Consider the following 15,815-nt stretch of genomic DNA (forward strand, 5'->3'; position numbering starts at 1 on the left):
TGTCTGCGCGAATGACAGCGTAAACGCGCAGAGATGCACATGTCCATTGATCGTTCTGCGCGGTATCGTCAGCGCGTGACCGAAGAGACCGACCCCGCCCGCAACCGCGCCAGCCGCTGGTCGGTCATGCTCGACCGCCTCGCTACGACGGGTCGTCTGGGCGTGGGCGAGGCGGCGGAGCTGCTCGGCGTCAGCGAGGCCACCATCCGGCGCGACTTCTCCGAGCTCGCCAAGCGCCAGCTCGTCGCCCGCAACCACGGCGGCGTCGTCGCGACCTCGGTCGCCTACGAGCTGCCCTACCGCTACCGCAGCAGCATGGCCGACGACGACCGGACCCGCGTCGCCGGGGCTGCTGCCGCCCTCGTGCAGCCCGGCCAGGTCATCGGCCTCAACGGCGGCACGACGACGACGGCGACCGCCCGCGCCATCACGGCCCGCGACGACCTCACCGCCGACGGCGAGATCACCATCGTCACCAACGCCCTCAACATCGCGACCGAGGCGGTGCTGCGGCCCCACGTCCAGTGCGTCTCGCTCGGTGGGGTCGCCCGCCCCGAGTCCTACGAGGTCACGGGCCCGCTCGCGACTCTCGTGCTCCAGCAGCTCTGGCTCGACGTCGCCATCGTCGGGGTCAACGCCCTCTCGGCGCTCGAGGGTGCGACGTGCCGGCACGAGGAGGAGGCCGCGATCATCCGGACCATGATCGAGCGGTCCAAGCAGGTCATCTGCGTAGCCACGGGTGAGAAGCTCGGGAGGCGCACCTTCGCGTCGATCTGTCCCGCCGAGCGCATCGACCATCTCGTCACTACCGTGGGCGCAGACCGCGACGAGGTCCAGGCGCTGCGCGAGGTGGGCGTCCAGGTCCACGAGGTCTGACGGGTCGCACCCGCCTTTGCGTGATTGTGATCGGATGATCGAAGTTTCGGTCATCATTGCTCTTGCGGAGCCATGGACGCCGCCTTAGGTTGGGCGTCACCGTTGGCCGGGTCGGCGCGGACCGCGCCGCCACCACTCCCGGCACCGAAACAAGGAGAGACATGACGTCGACGAAGAAGTCTGTGGTCGTCGCGGGCCTGGCCATCGCAGGCCTCGCCCTCGGCGCCTGCGGCGGGGGCACGGGTGCCGGCACGAGCGCGGGCGCCAGCGGGGGCAGCGGTCAGGGGGCCACGACGATCAAGCTCGTCGCGGCCGAGTACTCCAAGGATCACACCAAGGCGTTCTGGGACGCCTTCGCCAAGACGTACAAGGAGAAGACGGGCAACACCCTCGAGGTGCAGGTCGTCAGCTGGGACAACATCGACCAGCAGTCCTCGACGATGATCCAGAACAACCAGGCTCCCGACATCCTCAACCTCAACGCGTACGCCAGCTACGCCAAGGACGGCCTGCTCTACAACTCGGACGAGGTCCTCCCGGCCGCGGCCAAGAGCGACATCCTCGACACGTTCGTCAAGTACGGCACGTACCAGGGCAAGATGTACGGCTTCCCCGACCTGTCCTCGGCCCGCGCGCTCTTCTACAACAAGGCGCTGTTCAAGCAGGCCGGCATCGCCAACCCGCCGAAGACCTGGGACGAGCTCGAGGCGGACGCCAAGAAGATCGCCGCCACCGGCAACGTCGGCTACGCCCTCCCGCTCGGACCGGAGGAGTCGCAGGGCGAGTTCTCGATGTGGCTGTTCAACAACGGCGGCGACTGGAAGACCGACGGCAAGTGGGTCATCAACTCCGACAAGAACGTCCAGACGCTGACCTTCATGAAGAAGCTCGCCGACGAGAAGGTGACGCAGAACAACCCGGCCCGCACCAACCGCGCCGACGCCTTCGACCTGTTCAAGTCGGGCAAGGCCGGTATGGTCGTCGGCTTCAGCCCGCTGGCCGGCGCCCTCGACGCGGACAAGAAGGTCGACTACGGCGTCGCGCCCTTCCCGAGCAACGACAACACCGAGAGCAAGACCTTCGGTGTCACCGACTACCTCATGGCCTTCAAGAAGCCCGGCAACCAGGCGGCGGTCAAGGCCTTCTACGACCTCTACTACCAGCCTGACCAGGTCAACACCTTCATCAAGGCCGAGGGCTTCCTGCCGGTCACGAAGACCGGTGTCCAGCAGTTCTCGAGCGACCCGAAGCTCAAGGTCTACCTCGACACGCTGCCCAACGCGAAGCTGACGCCGACCGACGACCCGACGTGGGACAAGGTCAAGCTCGCCGTCCAGCAGAACCTCGGCGGCGCCATGACCGGCTCCCCCAAGGCCACCCTCGACGCCCTGCAGAAGACCGCCGAAAACGGCGGCTGAGGCATACCACTCCGATGACCGAGAGCACCACGGTGAGCCCCGACCCCGCCACGACGGCGGGGGCGGGGCCGGGCCGTTCCCGTATGCCGTCACGCGCAGGTCGTCGTCGCCGAGCCGGACGCATCGGCCACGTCCACCCCCTCGTCGCGCTGCTCTGGCTCGCGCCGGCGCTCGCGCTCATCCTCGGTGTCGTCCTCTACCCGGCGATCAAGCTCTTCGACGCCTCGCGCGGTGAGTACTCCATCACCGGGCTGCGCAAGGGTGACGCCGGCTGGAGCAACTACGCCAAGGTGCTGGACCACCCGGACCTCGGCACGGTCCTGCGCAACACCGTCATCTGGGTCGTCGCGGTCGTGGCGATCACGATCGTCCTCAGCCTCGCGCTGGCGCAGTTCCTCAGCAAGAGCTTCCCCGGTCGCCGGTTCGTGCGGTGGGCGGTCATCATCCCGTGGGCCGCCTCGCTCGTCATCACGAGCCAGCTGTTCGTCCTGCTCTACGACTACAACTACGGCATCATCAACCACGTCCTGCTGAGCCTGCACATCATCGGGACGCCGATCGACTTCCTCGGCAACGACAGCTGGACGATGTTCTCGATGGTCGTCGTCGGGATCTTCGTCTCGCTGCCCTTCACGATCTTCGTCTTCATCGCCGGGCTCGGCGCGATCCCCGACGACGTCATGGAGGCGGCGACCGTCGACGGCGCGAGCCCGTGGCAGCGCTACTGGAACATCACGCTCCCGCTGATGCGCCCGGCCCTGATGATCGCGACGGTGCTCAACGTCATCTACGTCTTCAACAGCTTCCCGATCATCTACACCCTCAACGACCGCAACCCGGGCTACCTGCACGACACGACGATCACGTTCATGTACAAGCTGGCCTTCAAGAGCCAGGAGAAGGACGTCGGCATGTCGGCGGCGGCCGGCATCTTCAACGTCGTGCTGATCCTCGTCGTCGTCGGGGTCTACCTCAAGATCATCAACTGGCGCGAGGAGACGAGCCGATGAGCACGACCACGGCTGCCGCACCGGTGCGACCGGGCGCACCTGAGCCACAAGGAAACCGGTCCCACACGACGGACCCGCGTCGGCGCAAGCGCACGCTCATGGCGATCGGTGGCGCGCTCGTCGCCCTCGTCTTCGTCGCGCCCTACGTCGTCATGGTGCTCGACTCGCTGCGCACGAGCACCGACGTCAAGTCCACTCCGCCGACCTTCCTGCCCACGGTGTGGCAGTGGGACACCTACGCTCAGATCCTCGGCGACGAGCGCTTCCTCAACTGGCTCAAGACCTCGCTCATCGTCGCTGCCGGCTCGACCGTCATCGTCATCCTCGTCGCGATCCCGGCCGCGTTCATGACCGCCCGGCACCGCTTCCCGGGCCGCGGCGCGTTCCTGCTGCTCGTGCTCGTGACGCAGATGTTCGCGCCCACCTCGCTCGTCGTGGGCCTCTACCGGCAGTTCTTCGAGCTCAATCTGATCAACACCTACGGGGCGCTGATCCTGACGAACGCGGCGTTCAACCTCGCCTTCGCGATCTGGATCCTGCACGGCTTCTTCTCCTCGATCCCGCTCGAGGTCGAGGAGGCCGCGGCGCTCGACGGCGCGAGCCGGTTCCAGATCCTGCGGCGGGTCATGCTGCCCCTGACCCTGCCGGGCCTCGTCACGGCGACGATCTTCACCTTCATCGCGGCGTGGAACGAGTACGTCGTGGCCCTGACGCTGATGATCGACGACGACAAGAAGCCGCTGACGGTCGGCATGCGGGCCTACATCACCGGCTACGAGCAGCACTGGGACCAGCTCTTCGCCGCCTCGGTCATCGCCGTCGTCCCGGTCGTGATCCTCTTCGCGATCATCGAGAAGCACCTCGTCGGGGGGCTGACCGCCGGCTCCGTGAAGTAGCGGCGCGGCCGTGCGGCCCAGCCTGTCCGGGTATGCCGGCCGGGTCGCTCAGATCCAGCTCGGCGGAGTCGGCACGACCACCGCGACGAGGTCGCGGCCGTCGACCGTGCCGAGCGGGACGACGGTCCGGCCTCCCGGGCTGAAGGCGAGCCGTGTGGCCACGTCGAAGCAGTCGGTGGGGCTGCACCGCACGGGGATGGCGCCGCCCTGCTCCTCGTGCACCGCCATCATCAGGGTGCTGGCCATGATCTGGCCCGACCTCGTGGCCGCCAGGTTGGGGTCCTGGTAGACGATGACCGTCGGGGAGGGAGTGCCGGGCTCGTGGGCCGTGGCCTCCGCGGCGATCGCGGCATACTGCTGGCGGACGGCCTGGTGCATGGCGATGTCGGCGCGCCAGGCGAGCACGCCCCCCACGGCCAGGATCGCGACCAGCGCCGTGGCGACCCGGGTGGGCGTCACGGTCCGAGCGGCCGGCCCGTCCTCACGCTCCGGCCGGCGCACGAGCAGCAGGGCGGCGGGCAGCACCGCGAACGGCCACGTCCACAGCTGGCCCCGGGCCTCGGTGACGACGCCCGTCACGAGCGTCTGGAAGGCGTCCATCCCGGTGGCGACGGCGAAGACGACGAGGAGGCGCTGCAGGCGGGGGCGGACGGCGGCCTCCCGCCAGCCGAGGACGATCCCCACCAGCGCAATGAGCCCCAGCCACCACAGCGCGGCCCACAGCTCCCCGACCGTCGCGAACCACCGGCCCGCGTTGACGAGCAGCGCCTGGAACGAGGTGAGCGGGTTGGGGTGGCGCCACGAGGCGAGCTGCAGCCGGAAGTGTCCATTGAGCAGCCAGTTCAGGGTGTAGGCGACCAGCACGGCGAGGGCGAAGCCGCCCAGCCACGTGGCGACGACCGCGAGCACGCGGCGCCACGGTGCGGTCCGCAGCAGCACCACCGCGAAGGCGAGCACGACCACGCCCACCGGCGGGTAGGTGAGGACGGCCGCGACCTCGGTCAGGAGCAGGAGGAGCAGCAGGCGCCGCCGGGAGCGCGCCGCCCACGGCAGCAGCCACAGGGCGACCGCCCCCACGACGACGGAGGGCGTCAGGGTGCCCGGCCAGTAGAGCAGCTGCACCCACACGGCAGATGCGTAGAGGGCGACACCGAGCAGCACGTCGGTCACCAAGCCGGGTCGGATGCCTGCATGGTGCAGCACCCGCCACATACCGGCGACGAGCAGCACGTAGGCGACGGCATACGTCAGCGCGGCGCTGGTCGCCGAGCCGTGCTGACCGATGAGCGTCCACCACAGGGTGTTGAGCCAGCGGCCCTCGCTCTTGTCCCAGTAGGAGATCGGCAGCACGCCCTTCAGGTGCGGCGGCAGCAGGAAGGGCCAGTCGTCGTTGCGGATGAAGGGCGTCACCGCCTGCGCCAGGCCCTCGGTCACGACGAAGACGACGCCGAGCACGGCCGGCACGAGGTAGCGGCGGCGGGGGCGCGGTGCGAGCAGGCGCGTACGCCTGGCCGACGGCACGGCAGTCAGGGTCGGTGTCGTCATGGTGGCGCGCTCACGGAGATCGGGGGTCGGTCAAGGTGGAGATACCCGCCTGACTTTACGGCCACACCCTGCACGGTCCCGCATCGATCGCTGGGAGGTGGCCCAGTCAGTACTCGCCCTTGATGACGAAGTAGGAGCCACGGATCGTGCCGGCGAGCTTCGACTTCTGCCGCGCGAACTTGAAGCCGGCCAGCTCGTCGGGGACGTCCATGCCGTCCGAGAGCTTGAACCCGACGGCGCGCTTGCCGCCGTCGGCGAGCGTCCAGAGCACGTTGATCGACAGGCCGGACTCGTAGAAGACGTAGGACCAGCGGACGCCGTCGACCTCGAACTGCCTCGCCTCCAGCGCCGGCGAGCCGATGACGATGTCGCGCTCCTCCTTGAGGACACGGGCGACGTGGTCGACGACGTCGTCCGCCTCGTGCGCCGGCAGGGTGGTGAACGTGTGGTCGTACTTGTTCTTGAAGTAGCGGGCCTCGTTGGCGCGCAGCCCCGCCAGCGCCTCCGCGACGGGCGAGGACTCCAGCCCGACCGTCGAGACCTCCGTGAAGTCGACTTCGTATGCCATCACGCACCTCCTGCTCCGACGCTGCCCCTTGCGGTCGTCCTCCTCGCAAGGCTAGCCGCGAGCCTCGAGAGCCGGAGGGTACGCGCGGTCGCTAGTCCTGAAGCCTCAGCACCAGGGTTCCGGTGCCGTCGCCGTTCTCGTCCAGCGTGCCGTCTCCGCGAGCGGTGCGGAACTGTCCTGAGCCGCCGGTGACGGCGAGGACCTTGTGCGGCGGCGGGGAGTTCACGAAGGAGTAGGCGATGGTGCCGCGCTTGTCCAGTCTCACGACGCCGGTGCAGTTGGCCAGTCCCTGGGGATCCACCAGGACGCAGCTCCCCACCTCGTCCCCGACCGTCTTGCCACTCTGCTGCAGCTGGTCGTGGAAGACGATGACGTCCGCGGCCGACGGTCCCGGCGCACCGAGATCCGTGTAGTTGAATGGGCTGAACAGTACGTGGAACCTCATCGTCCGGTCCTGTGCAGACTCCTGTCCTGAGGTGGCGCTCGCGCTCAGGGCGGAGCCTCCGAGAAGCAGGGCGATCGCTGCCACGGTCGCCCCACCGGTCATGGTTCGGGTTGATGTGCGCACGGTGTTCTCCTCGCTGCGGCCGGCGAGCCTGCCGACCTGACGTCGACGGAAGCCCGCTGCACCGAGGCGCCGCGGGCGCTGGTCTGTCGAGTGTGCTCGCCACGAGATACCCACCACAACCCTCCACCGCCTTGAGGCAGTTGAGTCCATGCGAGCTGACGGCACGTGCCGCAAGCTCGCCGATCGCCACCTCGACGCGTGGTCCTGGAGAGTCAGTCGCTGACCGCGGGTGCGGCGGCATACTCCTCGTCGGTGACAGGCGTCAGCCAGTGCACGACGTCGTGGTCCACGTCGCCCTCGTTGATGGCGAGGTGCACCATGAGGCGGCTGGGTGCGGCGCCGTGCCAGTGCTCCTCGTCGGCCTCGAAGAGGACACGGTCGCCGGGGCGGATGACCTCGATCGGGCCGCCGCGGCGCTGGCAGAGGCCGACGCCCTCGGTGACGAAGACGGTCTGGCCCAGCGGGTGGCGGTGCCAGTGGGTGCGGGCGCCCGGCATGAAGTGGACGAGGTTGGCCGAGACGCGCGACGGTGCGGGCGCGGCGGCGACGGCGTCGATGTAGACGTCGCCGGTGAACCAGTCGCTCGGGCCCTTGACGGTGTCGACGGAGCTACGCGTGATCTGCACGGGATTCCTTCTGACTGTTGGGGATCGGGATGTCGGTGGTGGCTGTCGGACTTGGTGAGCCAGCCGTCCAGGAGGCGAGCAGCTGGAGCCGCTCGGCGGACGGCGAGCCCGGCTCGGCGGTGTAGACCATGAGGACGAGGCCGGGCTCGGCGGTGATGGCGAGCTCCTCGTAGGCGAGGGTCAGCTCGCCGACGACGGGGTGGTTGAAGCGCTTCGTGCCAGTGCCGTGGGTGCGCACGTCGTGCGCGCTCCACAGGCGCCGGAACACCTCGCTGCGGGTGGACAGCTCGCCGACGAGGTCCTGCAGGCCGCGGTCGTGCGGGTCGCGACCGGCCTCGGCGCGCATGATGCCGACGCACATCCCGGCGAAGAGGTCCCAGTCCGGGTAGAACTCGCGCGAGGCGGGGTCGAGGAACTGGAACCGGGCGAGGTTCGGCATCCGCCCGCCCTCGCCGATGACGGGCGAGTAGAAGGCGCGGCCGAGGGTGTTGGTGGCGAGCAGGTTCTGGTGCGGGTCGCGGACGAAGGCCACCGCGTCGCGGATCGACTCGAGCGTCCACTGGAGGCTCGGTCGAGAGGCCGGCTTGCCGGCCGCGCGGCGCCGTGGTCGCCCGGAGGTTGGTATGCCGTCCGCTGCCCTCGCGAGATCGAGCAGGTGGGCGCGTTCGGTGTCGTCGAGCTGCAGGGCGCGAGCGAGGGCGTCGAGCACGCCGGTCGACGCCCCGGCGATCTGTCCGCGCTCGAGGCGGGCGTAGTACTCGACGCTCAGGCCGGCGATCGACGCGACCTCGCTGCGGCGCAGGCCGGGCACGCGTCGACCGCGGCCGGCGGGGAGGCCGACCTGGTCCGGGGTGATGCGGGCGCGGCGGGTCATCAGGAACTCGCGCACCTCCTGGCGGTTTTCCACGCTGTCGAGACTAGGCCGGGTGGCGGGGTTCATTGAGCCGCGAGAGGTGCCCTGTCAGTACGTCCCTCGACAGGGACTCCCCCTTCCTCTCGTCGGGGGCTTCACTCGTGGGGTGGGCCGACTCGGCCCCGGTGGGCCGCTGGCCCGCCAGTGAAGCGATCGAAGGAGTTCACGCGATGCGTGGAGTTGTCATGTACGCACCCGGCGACGTGCGGGTGGAGGAGCGCGAGGACCCGAGGATCATCGAGCCGACCGACGCGATCATCCGCCTCACGGCGACGTGCATCTGCGGCAGCGACCTGTGGCCCTACCGCGGCGCCGAGCCGGTCGACCACCAGGTGATGGGGCACGAGTACGTCGGGGTCGTCGAGGAGGTCGGCTCCGACGTGCGCACCGTCAAGGTCGGCGATTTCGTCGTCGGGTCCTTCTGGGCCTCGGACAACACGTGCGAGATCTGTCAGGCCGGCTACCAGGCGTACTGCGTGCACCGCGTCCTCATGGGCACGCTCGGCACCCAGTCCGAGCTGGCCCGGATCCCGCTGGCCGACGGCACTTTGGTGGCGACGCCGGGGCAGCCGGACGCCGACCTGATCCCGTCTCTCATGGCAGCCTCGGACGTGCTCGGCACCGGGTGGTTCGCGGCGGTCGCGGCCGAGGCGGGCCCGGGCAAGACCGTGGCCGTCGTCGGTGACGGGGCCGTGGGGCTGCTCGGCGTCTTGGCTGCGCGGGAGCTGGGCGCGGAGCGGATCATCGCCTTCAGTCGGCACGCCGACCGGCAGGCGCTTGCACGAGAGTTCGGCGCGACCGACATCGTCGAGGAGCGCGGGGACGCGGGGGTGGCGAGGGTCAAGGAGCTGACCGACGGGCTCGGGGCGCACTCGGTCATCGAGGCCGTGGGCACGCAGGAGGCGATGATGCAGGCGATCCACTCGGCGCGTCCCGGTGGTCACGTCGGCTTCGTCGGCGTCTCCCACGACGTGGCGATCCCCGGCGACGAGCTCTTCATGGCCGGCGTCCACATCCACGGCGGGCCCGCGCCGGTGCGCGAGTACCTGCCGCACCTCATCCAGCTCATCTGGGACCGGAAGATCGACCCGGGCAAGGTCTTTGACCTCACCCTCCCGCTCGAGGACGCCGCCGAGGGCTACCAGGCCATGGACGAGCGCCGCGCGACCAAGGTGCTGCTGACGCTGTGAGGGTGTGGCTCAGTTCGCCGGCCGCGCCGGCACGTCGAGGGGAGTGACGCATGGACCTGCAGGAGTTCCTCGACCACGTGGACAGCGGACGCCTCATCGAGGGCGAGTCGGCGGCGCACGAGTTCATGCACGCGGCGTCGCAGGAGGCGTTGCGGACGCTCGCCGAGCTGAACGGCGCCTACCGCTCGCCGGACGAGGTGCGCGCGCTGCTGTCCCGGTTGACCGGTCGGAATGTGGCCGAGTCGGTGACGGTCTTCCCGCCGTTCTACTCCGAGTTCGGCAAGAACCTCACCCTCGGCGAGGGCGTCTTCATCAACATGGGCTGCCGCTTCCAGGACACCGGCGGCATCTCCGTCGGCGACGGGTCGCTGATCGGCCACGGCAGCACGCTGACGACGCTGAACCACTCGATGGACCCGGCCCGGCGCGCCGACATGGTGCCGGCGCCGGTGGTGATCGGCCGCAACGTCTGGCTGGGAGCCGGCGTCACGGTCGTACCGGGCGTCACCATCGGCGACGGCGCGATCGTCGGCGCTGGGGCGGTCGTCACCAAGGACGTCCCCGCCGACACCGTCGCTGCGGGCGTTCCCGCGAGGGTCATCCGCTCGACGGGATTCACGGCTCCCTCCAGCGTCTGAACGGCTCGTCACTCGCAGGCGATGCCGTCCCCGTCGCGGTCGAGCTTGCGGGAGTAGCCGGGCTGGCCGGCATAGATCGGAGCAGCACCGGCCGCGCGGACTGCGGTGCAGTTGGCGTAGTAGACGCTTGCCACCGCCCTCGCCTGCGCGGCCTGTGCCTGCGCCGCAGCCTTGGCCTTTGCTTCGGCAGCGGCTCGGGCCGTCGCAGCGGCCTTGGCGCGAGCCGCTGCCTGAGCCTGGGCGTTGGCTGCAGCGACCTTGGCGCGAGCTGCAGCCTCAGCCTTCGCCGCAGCGGCCTTGGCGTCGGACTCCGCCTTCGCCTTGGCAGCCGCCTGCACCTTCGCTGCGGCGACCGCTGCTGCAGCCCGCTCGGCGGCGGGGTCGGCGGTCGGCGTCGGTGAAGTGGTTTCAGGAGGTGTCGTGGTGGTGGCGGGGGTGGTCGCAGGGGTGTCGGTGATGGTTGCAGGGGTGGCGGTGGTGGCGCCCGGCTGCGAGGCGACGAGTCCGACCGGGCTCGTGGCTTGGGGTCCCGACTCCTTGCAGCCAGTGAGTGCGAGAAGAGCCGCGGCGACGACGAGGGTCAAGCGAAAACGTGAGTTCATAACCTGGTTTCTGAGTGCTTCCTGTGGGCTCCAGAGGCTATGTGTGGTCGCGCCAATACGGAGCGAAATAGGCAGATTGCCCGATTCGCCGCATACCGGGGAGGGCTGGGTCTAGTCCTGCAGCCTCAGCACCAAGGTTCCGGTGCCGTCGCCGTTCTCGTCGAGGGTCCCGTCTCCACGAGCGGTGCGGAACTGTCCTGAGCCACCGGTGACGGCAAGGACCTTGTGCGGCGGCGGGGCGTTCACGAAGGCGTACGTGATGGTGCCGCGCGTCCCGAGTCTCACGACGCCGGTGCAGTTGGCCAGTCCCTGCTTGTCCACCAGGACGCAGCTGCCGACCTCGTCCCCGACGGTCTTGCCGCCCTGCTGCAGCTGGTCGTGGAAGACGATGACGTCCGCGGCTGACAGTCCCGGCGCACCGAGATCCGTGTAGTTGAACGGACTGAACTGCACGTGGAACCTCATGGTCCGGTCCTGTGGCGACTCCTGCCCTGCGGTGGCGCTCGCGCTCAGGGCGGAGCCGCCGAGAAGCAGGGCGATCGCTGCCGCGGTCGCCCCCGCGGTCATGGTTCGGGTTGCTGCGCGCACGGTGTTCTCCTCGCTGGGCCGGCGAGCCTGCCGACCTGACGTCGACGGGAGCCCGCTGCACCGAGGCGCCGCGGGCGCTGGTCTGTCGAGTGTGCGCGCCCGCGGCTACCCCCGACAACCCTCCGCCCTCGCGGGTCGGTCGGCAGGTCAGTCGACGCCGATGTCCTCGTTCCACAGGTCGGGTCTCGCCGCGATGAAGTCGGTCATCATGCGCACGCAGTCGGGGTCATCGAGCAGGATGACCTCGACCCCGGCGTCGTCCGCGAGCCAGTCGTGCCCGCCGGTGAACGTCCGCGACTCGCCGATGAGCAGTCGGCCGATGCCGAACTGCCGGATCAGCCCTGAGCAGTACCAGCACGGCGACAGGGTGGTCACCATCGTCGTCCCGCGGTAGGACCGCTGCCGCCCGGCCTTTCGGAAGGCGTCCGTCTCCCCGTGGATGGAGGGGTCGTCCTCCTGGACCCGGCGGTTACGGCCGCGCCCGAGCAGCGTGCCGTCAGCGGCGAAGAGCGCCCCGCCGATCGGGATGCCGCCCTCGGCCAGCCCCGCGCGCGCCTCGGCCAGGGCGACGGCGAGCATGGCCCGGTCGGAGTCGGACCCGGCGGACGGCTTGACGGTCATGCCGTCACCCCCACGGAGGTGCGGGCGGGCAGCAGACGCCGCAGGACGGCATACAACCCCCCGGCGAGGACGAACCCGACGAGGAAGGTGATGTCACCGACGCCCGGGCTGGCCTTGACGATGACACCGGTGTACATCTGCTGGTTGGAGAACAGCCAGATCGAGACCACCATGGCCACGAACATCGCGATGGCCCCGGCCCAGTTGACGTAGCGACGGTCGGTCGCGATCGCGCTCACCTCGGCCCTCGGATCTCCTCGGCGCAGCAGGCGGTCGGTCAGGACGACGCCGAGCCACGGGCCGATCCAGTAGGCGATGACGAGCAGGAAGTTCTCGTAGTTGGTGCCGGCGTTCTGGAGGCCGAAGAGCGCCAGGACGAGACCGAGCAGGCCGAAGACGATCGCGACCACGGCACGGGCCCGGTGCGCCGGCAGGCTGATGCCGAGCGCCAGGAACGACATGGCTCCGGAGTAGATGTTGAGCGCGTTGGCTGCGACCGCACCCAGCGCGATGCACAAGAGGGTGAGGTCACCGAGCCACGTCGGCATGAGCCCCGTGTAGACGCCCGGATCGACCGCGGCAGCCTTCCCCGCGGCGGAGACCATCGCCGCCCCGGCCGCCTCGAGGACGATGCACGAGATGGCGATGCCGAGCGCGGCGAAGAGCCCGACGCTCTTGGCCTTCGACGTCCTCGGGAGGTAGCGGGTGTAGTCCGACGCGTACGGGTTCCAGCCGCAGGCGTAGCCGAACGCCGCAGCGGTCTGGATGAGGAACGCGCCCGGGACCGGCTTGCCCGCCGCGCCCAGGTCCGCCTTCGAGAACACGTAGAACAGGCCGAGAGCGAAGACGACCGCGAGCAGCGGCAGCGCGTAGCGCTCGAAGGCGTGGACGAGGTTGTGCCCCAGGAACGCGATGAGCAGCTGCGCCGCCACCACGAGGACAAGACACAGCCAGCTGGGCAGCCCTCCCACGAGGGCGTGCAAGGCGAGGGCACCGCTGATGCTGTTGACCGCGAACCACCCTACGCCGGCGACGAGTGCGTTGAGCCCGGCGGGCAGGATGTTGCCCCGGAAGCCGAAACCGGTGCGTGACAGCACCATCTGCGCCAGACCGTGCTGGGGGCCCCAGCTCGACAGGACGCCGTGCGTCGCCGAGCCGAGGACCGTGCCGAGAACGATCGCGCCCAGCGTCTGCCCGAAGGAGAGGCCGAAGAAGAGCGGACCGATGATGCCCACGGCGACCGTCGCGAACTCGAGGTTCGGGCTCATCCAGGTCCACAGGAGGTTGATGGGGCTGCCGTGCCGCTCGCTGTCGGGGATCTGCTCGATCCCACCTGGCTCGACGGCCAGTGTCTTGGCGCCGTAGTGCTCAGCGGCAATGGGGTTGGTGTCCTCGACGGAGACGGCTTGCCGCTCGGCTGGTGTCATGGGCCGCATGTTCCCGCATATGCCGACCCTGTGGGTTTCGGACGTGTAACAGGAGGCTGGGTTGCCCCTGAGTGCCGTGCCGCCGGTCCCCGCCGCGGTCGTGTCGTCCCGTCGAGACGACGTGCCTGGACCGTTTCGGTCAGGGCGTGCCCAAGCCGTGCGGGTTCTCCTCAGGCACCGACCGCGAGTTCGACTCCACAGTCGTGGTGGGGACCGCTCAGTTCCCAGCCATGAACCGCTCGAGCCATGCGGGCCGCACGACGGCCGCCGCGATCAGCACGGCGTTGACGACGAGGCCGAAGGCGAGCTGCCAGCTCCAGAACAGGACGAGCAGAAGCGTGGACAGGGCAGCGCCGACCAGGGTGAGCAGCGGCCACGCGCCCTTGAGCCCGGGGACCTGCCACACGCAGAGGGCGACGAGGACGAACGCGACGATCGTCGCGCCTATGAGGACGTATGCCGTTGGCCGGCGGCCGCCCTCGGGCACCAGCCAGGACCGCTCGATCGAGAACTCGGAGACGTCTGGGGCAAGGTAGAGCAGGTGGACCAACGCGTGCGCCACCAGGAGAGCACCGACTACGACTCGAACCACGACATGCACAGGCACGACCTCCGAGGGCGTAAGTAGACGGTGGCGACCCGTAGCCCGGCCGAGAGCGGTTTCCCAGGCAACGGGTCCGTGGGGTGCAGGAGCGAAGCCTCGGGAGCGTTGGGACCACGAAGTCCTCTCCGAAACTCCGCCCGCGACGTCGACCGGGGACGCGCCACCGGTGAGGTCGGTTACTGCGGTGTAGGGGTGTGGGAAGGGCACTGCTCATCGGCACGACCGGGAAGCCGGAGAGGGCCGATATGCGGCGGTTTGACGCGCTCAATCCTTGACAAACGTCGGACGCCAGGGCTTTGTCGGCCGCCGTTACTGACGTCCGTGCCGAATCAGGCCTCGAAGGATTCGAGGCGTGAGCCGGCCGGGACCCAGTGCCAGCTCTACGAGGTCATCGAAGACCTTTTGGTCGGCGACGGAGGCGCGGAGCCCGGCTGAAAGGACCAAGGGCTTTGAGACCATGCGGCCGGCGATAGCCGTGCTGACGAGGTTGGCTCGCAGGAGGCGACGCACTCCTTCACGGTGAGCGGTACCAGGATCAGCGGGCTGCCCTTCTGGGGGTGAAGTCGCCCGGAGGGCGGCCACCCGACCGGCGCAGGCACCGGTGGCGACTGCGTAGTAGATGCCCTCTCCGCTCAGCGGGTTGATTAGGCCGGCAGCATCACCCGCAAGGAGTATTCGACCGGCAGGTTGGTGCCACCGCGCCGTCGACAGGGGCAGGTGGTGCCCGAGCCAGGAGTGCGCTGCAGAGGTCGACCCTGGAAGAAGGTCCTCTAGCCGCTGGACCATGAGCGCATGCGAGGGTGTCGACAACCGGTCGGACAGTACCTCGCCGTAGCCGACGTTCGACCATCCGTCGCCTCGGTCGAAGGCCCATGCATACGAGGGTTGGCGGTCCTGCCCGAAGCGAATGACCTGGCGACCTGCACGCGAGCGCGGGGTCGGTGCATAGGCCCGCAGTCCCAATGCCATTCGGGGAGGCAGTCCCAGTCCGAGGCTCCGGCGGACCCCTGAGCGGGCACCGTCGGCGGCCACAACGACTCGAGCGCGGATCGTCCCGTCGATCAGCACCCCTCTTGAACTTGTGTCCACGGTGCGCACTCGATGGCGGCGTAAGACCCCACCGGCACCCACTGCGGCGTCGACAAGGCGGGCGTCGAATTGAGCCCGGGGAACCACCAGCGCAGATCGACGCATCCGACGAGTCACGCCTTGAGCGCCCATCGACAGCTCCAACGTTTCAACCGCACGGTGACGGTGCTGCAATTCCCGCACGGTCTCGTCGGCCCCCAGGGAGCGCAGCACGTCGAAAACGTGGGGTGCTATCCCATCGCCGCACGACTTGTCCCTCGGAAAGCCGGAGCGGTCAAGCAGCAACACCCGAGCGTCCGGCCTTTCGTGCAGTGCAGACAGCGCGGCCGAGCTTCCGGCCGGTCCCGCTCCGACGACGACCACGTCCCAGATGTCATCGGAGGTCATAGTCCGAGCGCCCACTCCCGTCGTGGTCCCAAATTCACGTGAGTCGCTCTGGAAGGTCGCCGACGAGGAGACTGTCGAGGACAGCACGCAGGGCCGGACGCAGGGTCGTGGGGACGAACGGCATCTATCGAGTGAACCACTAGCGCCATCTCCGCACCTGACTCGCGGCGGATAGACACAGGTCTGCCACGCCGCGGCTCGCGGCCTGATCCGTGCATGGGGCATGTCGTCGTGCGACTCGCCGGAGGG

Annotated in this window: 17 protein-coding genes; 6 read left to right on the forward strand and 11 right to left on the reverse strand. The window is 69.3% G+C overall.

From position 1 onward, the window contains the following. Window positions 1-75 precede the first annotated feature (75 nt). The 4 genes from AB4030_RS06790 (at window position 76) to AB4030_RS06805 (ending at window position 4,200) form a co-directional block, all read left to right on the forward strand. Window positions 76-876 (forward strand): DeoR/GlpR family DNA-binding transcription regulator, encoded by an 801-nt coding sequence (locus AB4030_RS06790; RefSeq protein ID WP_442278442.1) that lies wholly within the window; start codon window positions 76-78, stop codon window positions 874-876. A 161-nt stretch (window positions 877-1,037) separates the two neighbouring features. After that, entirely contained in the window at window positions 1,038-2,294 is a 1,257-nt protein-coding gene (locus AB4030_RS06795) for an extracellular solute-binding protein (RefSeq protein WP_442278443.1), read from the forward strand. A gap of 14 nt (window positions 2,295-2,308) precedes the next feature. Continuing rightward, window positions 2,309-3,304, forward strand: coding sequence for a carbohydrate ABC transporter permease (locus AB4030_RS06800; RefSeq protein ID WP_442278444.1), 996 nt, complete (start codon window positions 2,309-2,311; stop codon window positions 3,302-3,304). Then, complete coding sequence (locus tag AB4030_RS06805) at window positions 3,301-4,200, forward strand: carbohydrate ABC transporter permease (protein WP_442278445.1); 900 nt, start codon at window positions 3,301-3,303, stop codon at window positions 4,198-4,200. Before AB4030_RS06800 ends, AB4030_RS06805 begins: the two co-directional genes overlap by 4 nt. 48 nt (window positions 4,201-4,248) lie before the next feature. On the opposite strand, the gene AB4030_RS06810 is transcribed toward AB4030_RS06805, so the two are convergent. From AB4030_RS06810 to AB4030_RS06830, 5 genes are all read right to left on the reverse strand, one after another. After that, window positions 4,249-5,745, reverse strand: a complete 1,497-nt coding sequence (locus AB4030_RS06810) for a hypothetical protein (protein WP_442278446.1) — start codon at window positions 5,743-5,745, stop codon at window positions 4,249-4,251. A gap of 106 nt (window positions 5,746-5,851) precedes the next feature. Beyond that, on the reverse strand, window positions 5,852-6,313 hold the full coding sequence (locus tag AB4030_RS06815; protein ID WP_442278447.1) for a phage tail protein: 462 nt from the start codon (window positions 6,311-6,313) through the stop codon (window positions 5,852-5,854). A gap of 91 nt (window positions 6,314-6,404) precedes the next feature. Then, window positions 6,405-6,758, reverse strand: a complete 354-nt coding sequence (locus AB4030_RS06820) for a hypothetical protein (RefSeq protein ID WP_442278448.1) — start codon at window positions 6,756-6,758, stop codon at window positions 6,405-6,407. A gap of 335 nt (window positions 6,759-7,093) precedes the next feature. Beyond that, entirely contained in the window at window positions 7,094-7,507 is a 414-nt protein-coding gene (locus AB4030_RS06825) for a (R)-mandelonitrile lyase (RefSeq protein ID WP_442278449.1), read from the reverse strand. After that, window positions 7,491-8,414 (reverse strand): helix-turn-helix transcriptional regulator, encoded by a 924-nt coding sequence (locus AB4030_RS06830; protein WP_442278450.1) that lies wholly within the window; start codon window positions 8,412-8,414, stop codon window positions 7,491-7,493. Before AB4030_RS06830 ends, AB4030_RS06825 begins: the two co-directional genes overlap by 17 nt. 176 nt (window positions 8,415-8,590) lie before the next feature. On the opposite strand from AB4030_RS06830, the gene AB4030_RS06835 reads away from it, so the two are divergent. Continuing rightward, the gene (locus AB4030_RS06835; RefSeq protein WP_442278451.1) at window positions 8,591-9,610 is read left to right on the forward strand and encodes a zinc-dependent alcohol dehydrogenase family protein; all 1,020 of its coding nucleotides are present in this window, start codon (window positions 8,591-8,593) and stop codon (window positions 9,608-9,610) included. 50 nt (window positions 9,611-9,660) lie between these two features. Then, window positions 9,661-10,248, forward strand: a complete 588-nt coding sequence (locus AB4030_RS06840) for a sugar O-acetyltransferase (protein ID WP_442278452.1) — start codon at window positions 9,661-9,663, stop codon at window positions 10,246-10,248. An 8-nt stretch (window positions 10,249-10,256) separates the two neighbouring features. On the opposite strand, the gene AB4030_RS06845 is transcribed toward AB4030_RS06840, so the two are convergent. From AB4030_RS06845 to AB4030_RS06870, 6 genes are all read right to left on the reverse strand, one after another. Then, entirely contained in the window at window positions 10,257-10,832 is a 576-nt protein-coding gene (locus AB4030_RS06845; RefSeq protein ID WP_442278453.1) for an excalibur calcium-binding domain-containing protein, read from the reverse strand. Between the two features lie 129 nt (window positions 10,833-10,961). Then, entirely contained in the window at window positions 10,962-11,438 is a 477-nt protein-coding gene (locus AB4030_RS06850; RefSeq protein WP_442278454.1) for a hypothetical protein, read from the reverse strand. A gap of 147 nt (window positions 11,439-11,585) precedes the next feature. Continuing rightward, window positions 11,586-12,059 carry a nucleoside deaminase gene (locus tag AB4030_RS06855; protein ID WP_442278455.1) on the reverse strand — a complete coding sequence of 158 codons (474 nt, stop codon included), beginning with the start codon at window positions 12,057-12,059 and terminating at the stop codon, window positions 11,586-11,588. Continuing rightward, window positions 12,056-13,486, reverse strand: a complete 1,431-nt coding sequence (locus tag AB4030_RS06860) for a purine-cytosine permease family protein (RefSeq protein ID WP_442278456.1) — start codon at window positions 13,484-13,486, stop codon at window positions 12,056-12,058. Before AB4030_RS06860 ends, AB4030_RS06855 begins: the two co-directional genes overlap by 4 nt. Window positions 13,487-13,703: 217 nt before the next feature. Continuing rightward, on the reverse strand, window positions 13,704-14,048 hold the full coding sequence (locus tag AB4030_RS06865) for a hypothetical protein (protein ID WP_442278457.1): 345 nt from the start codon (window positions 14,046-14,048) through the stop codon (window positions 13,704-13,706). Window positions 14,049-14,399: 351 nt separating this feature from the next. Beyond that, window positions 14,400-15,566 carry a geranylgeranyl reductase family protein gene (locus AB4030_RS06870; protein ID WP_442278458.1) on the reverse strand — a complete coding sequence of 389 codons (1,167 nt, stop codon included), beginning with the start codon at window positions 15,564-15,566 and terminating at the stop codon, window positions 14,400-14,402. Window positions 15,567-15,815 lie beyond the last annotated feature (249 nt).

This window comes from Terrabacter sp. 2YAF2 (genome assembly GCF_052114705.1).
Taxonomy (GTDB): Bacteria; Actinomycetota; Actinomycetes; order Actinomycetales; family Dermatophilaceae; genus Terrabacter.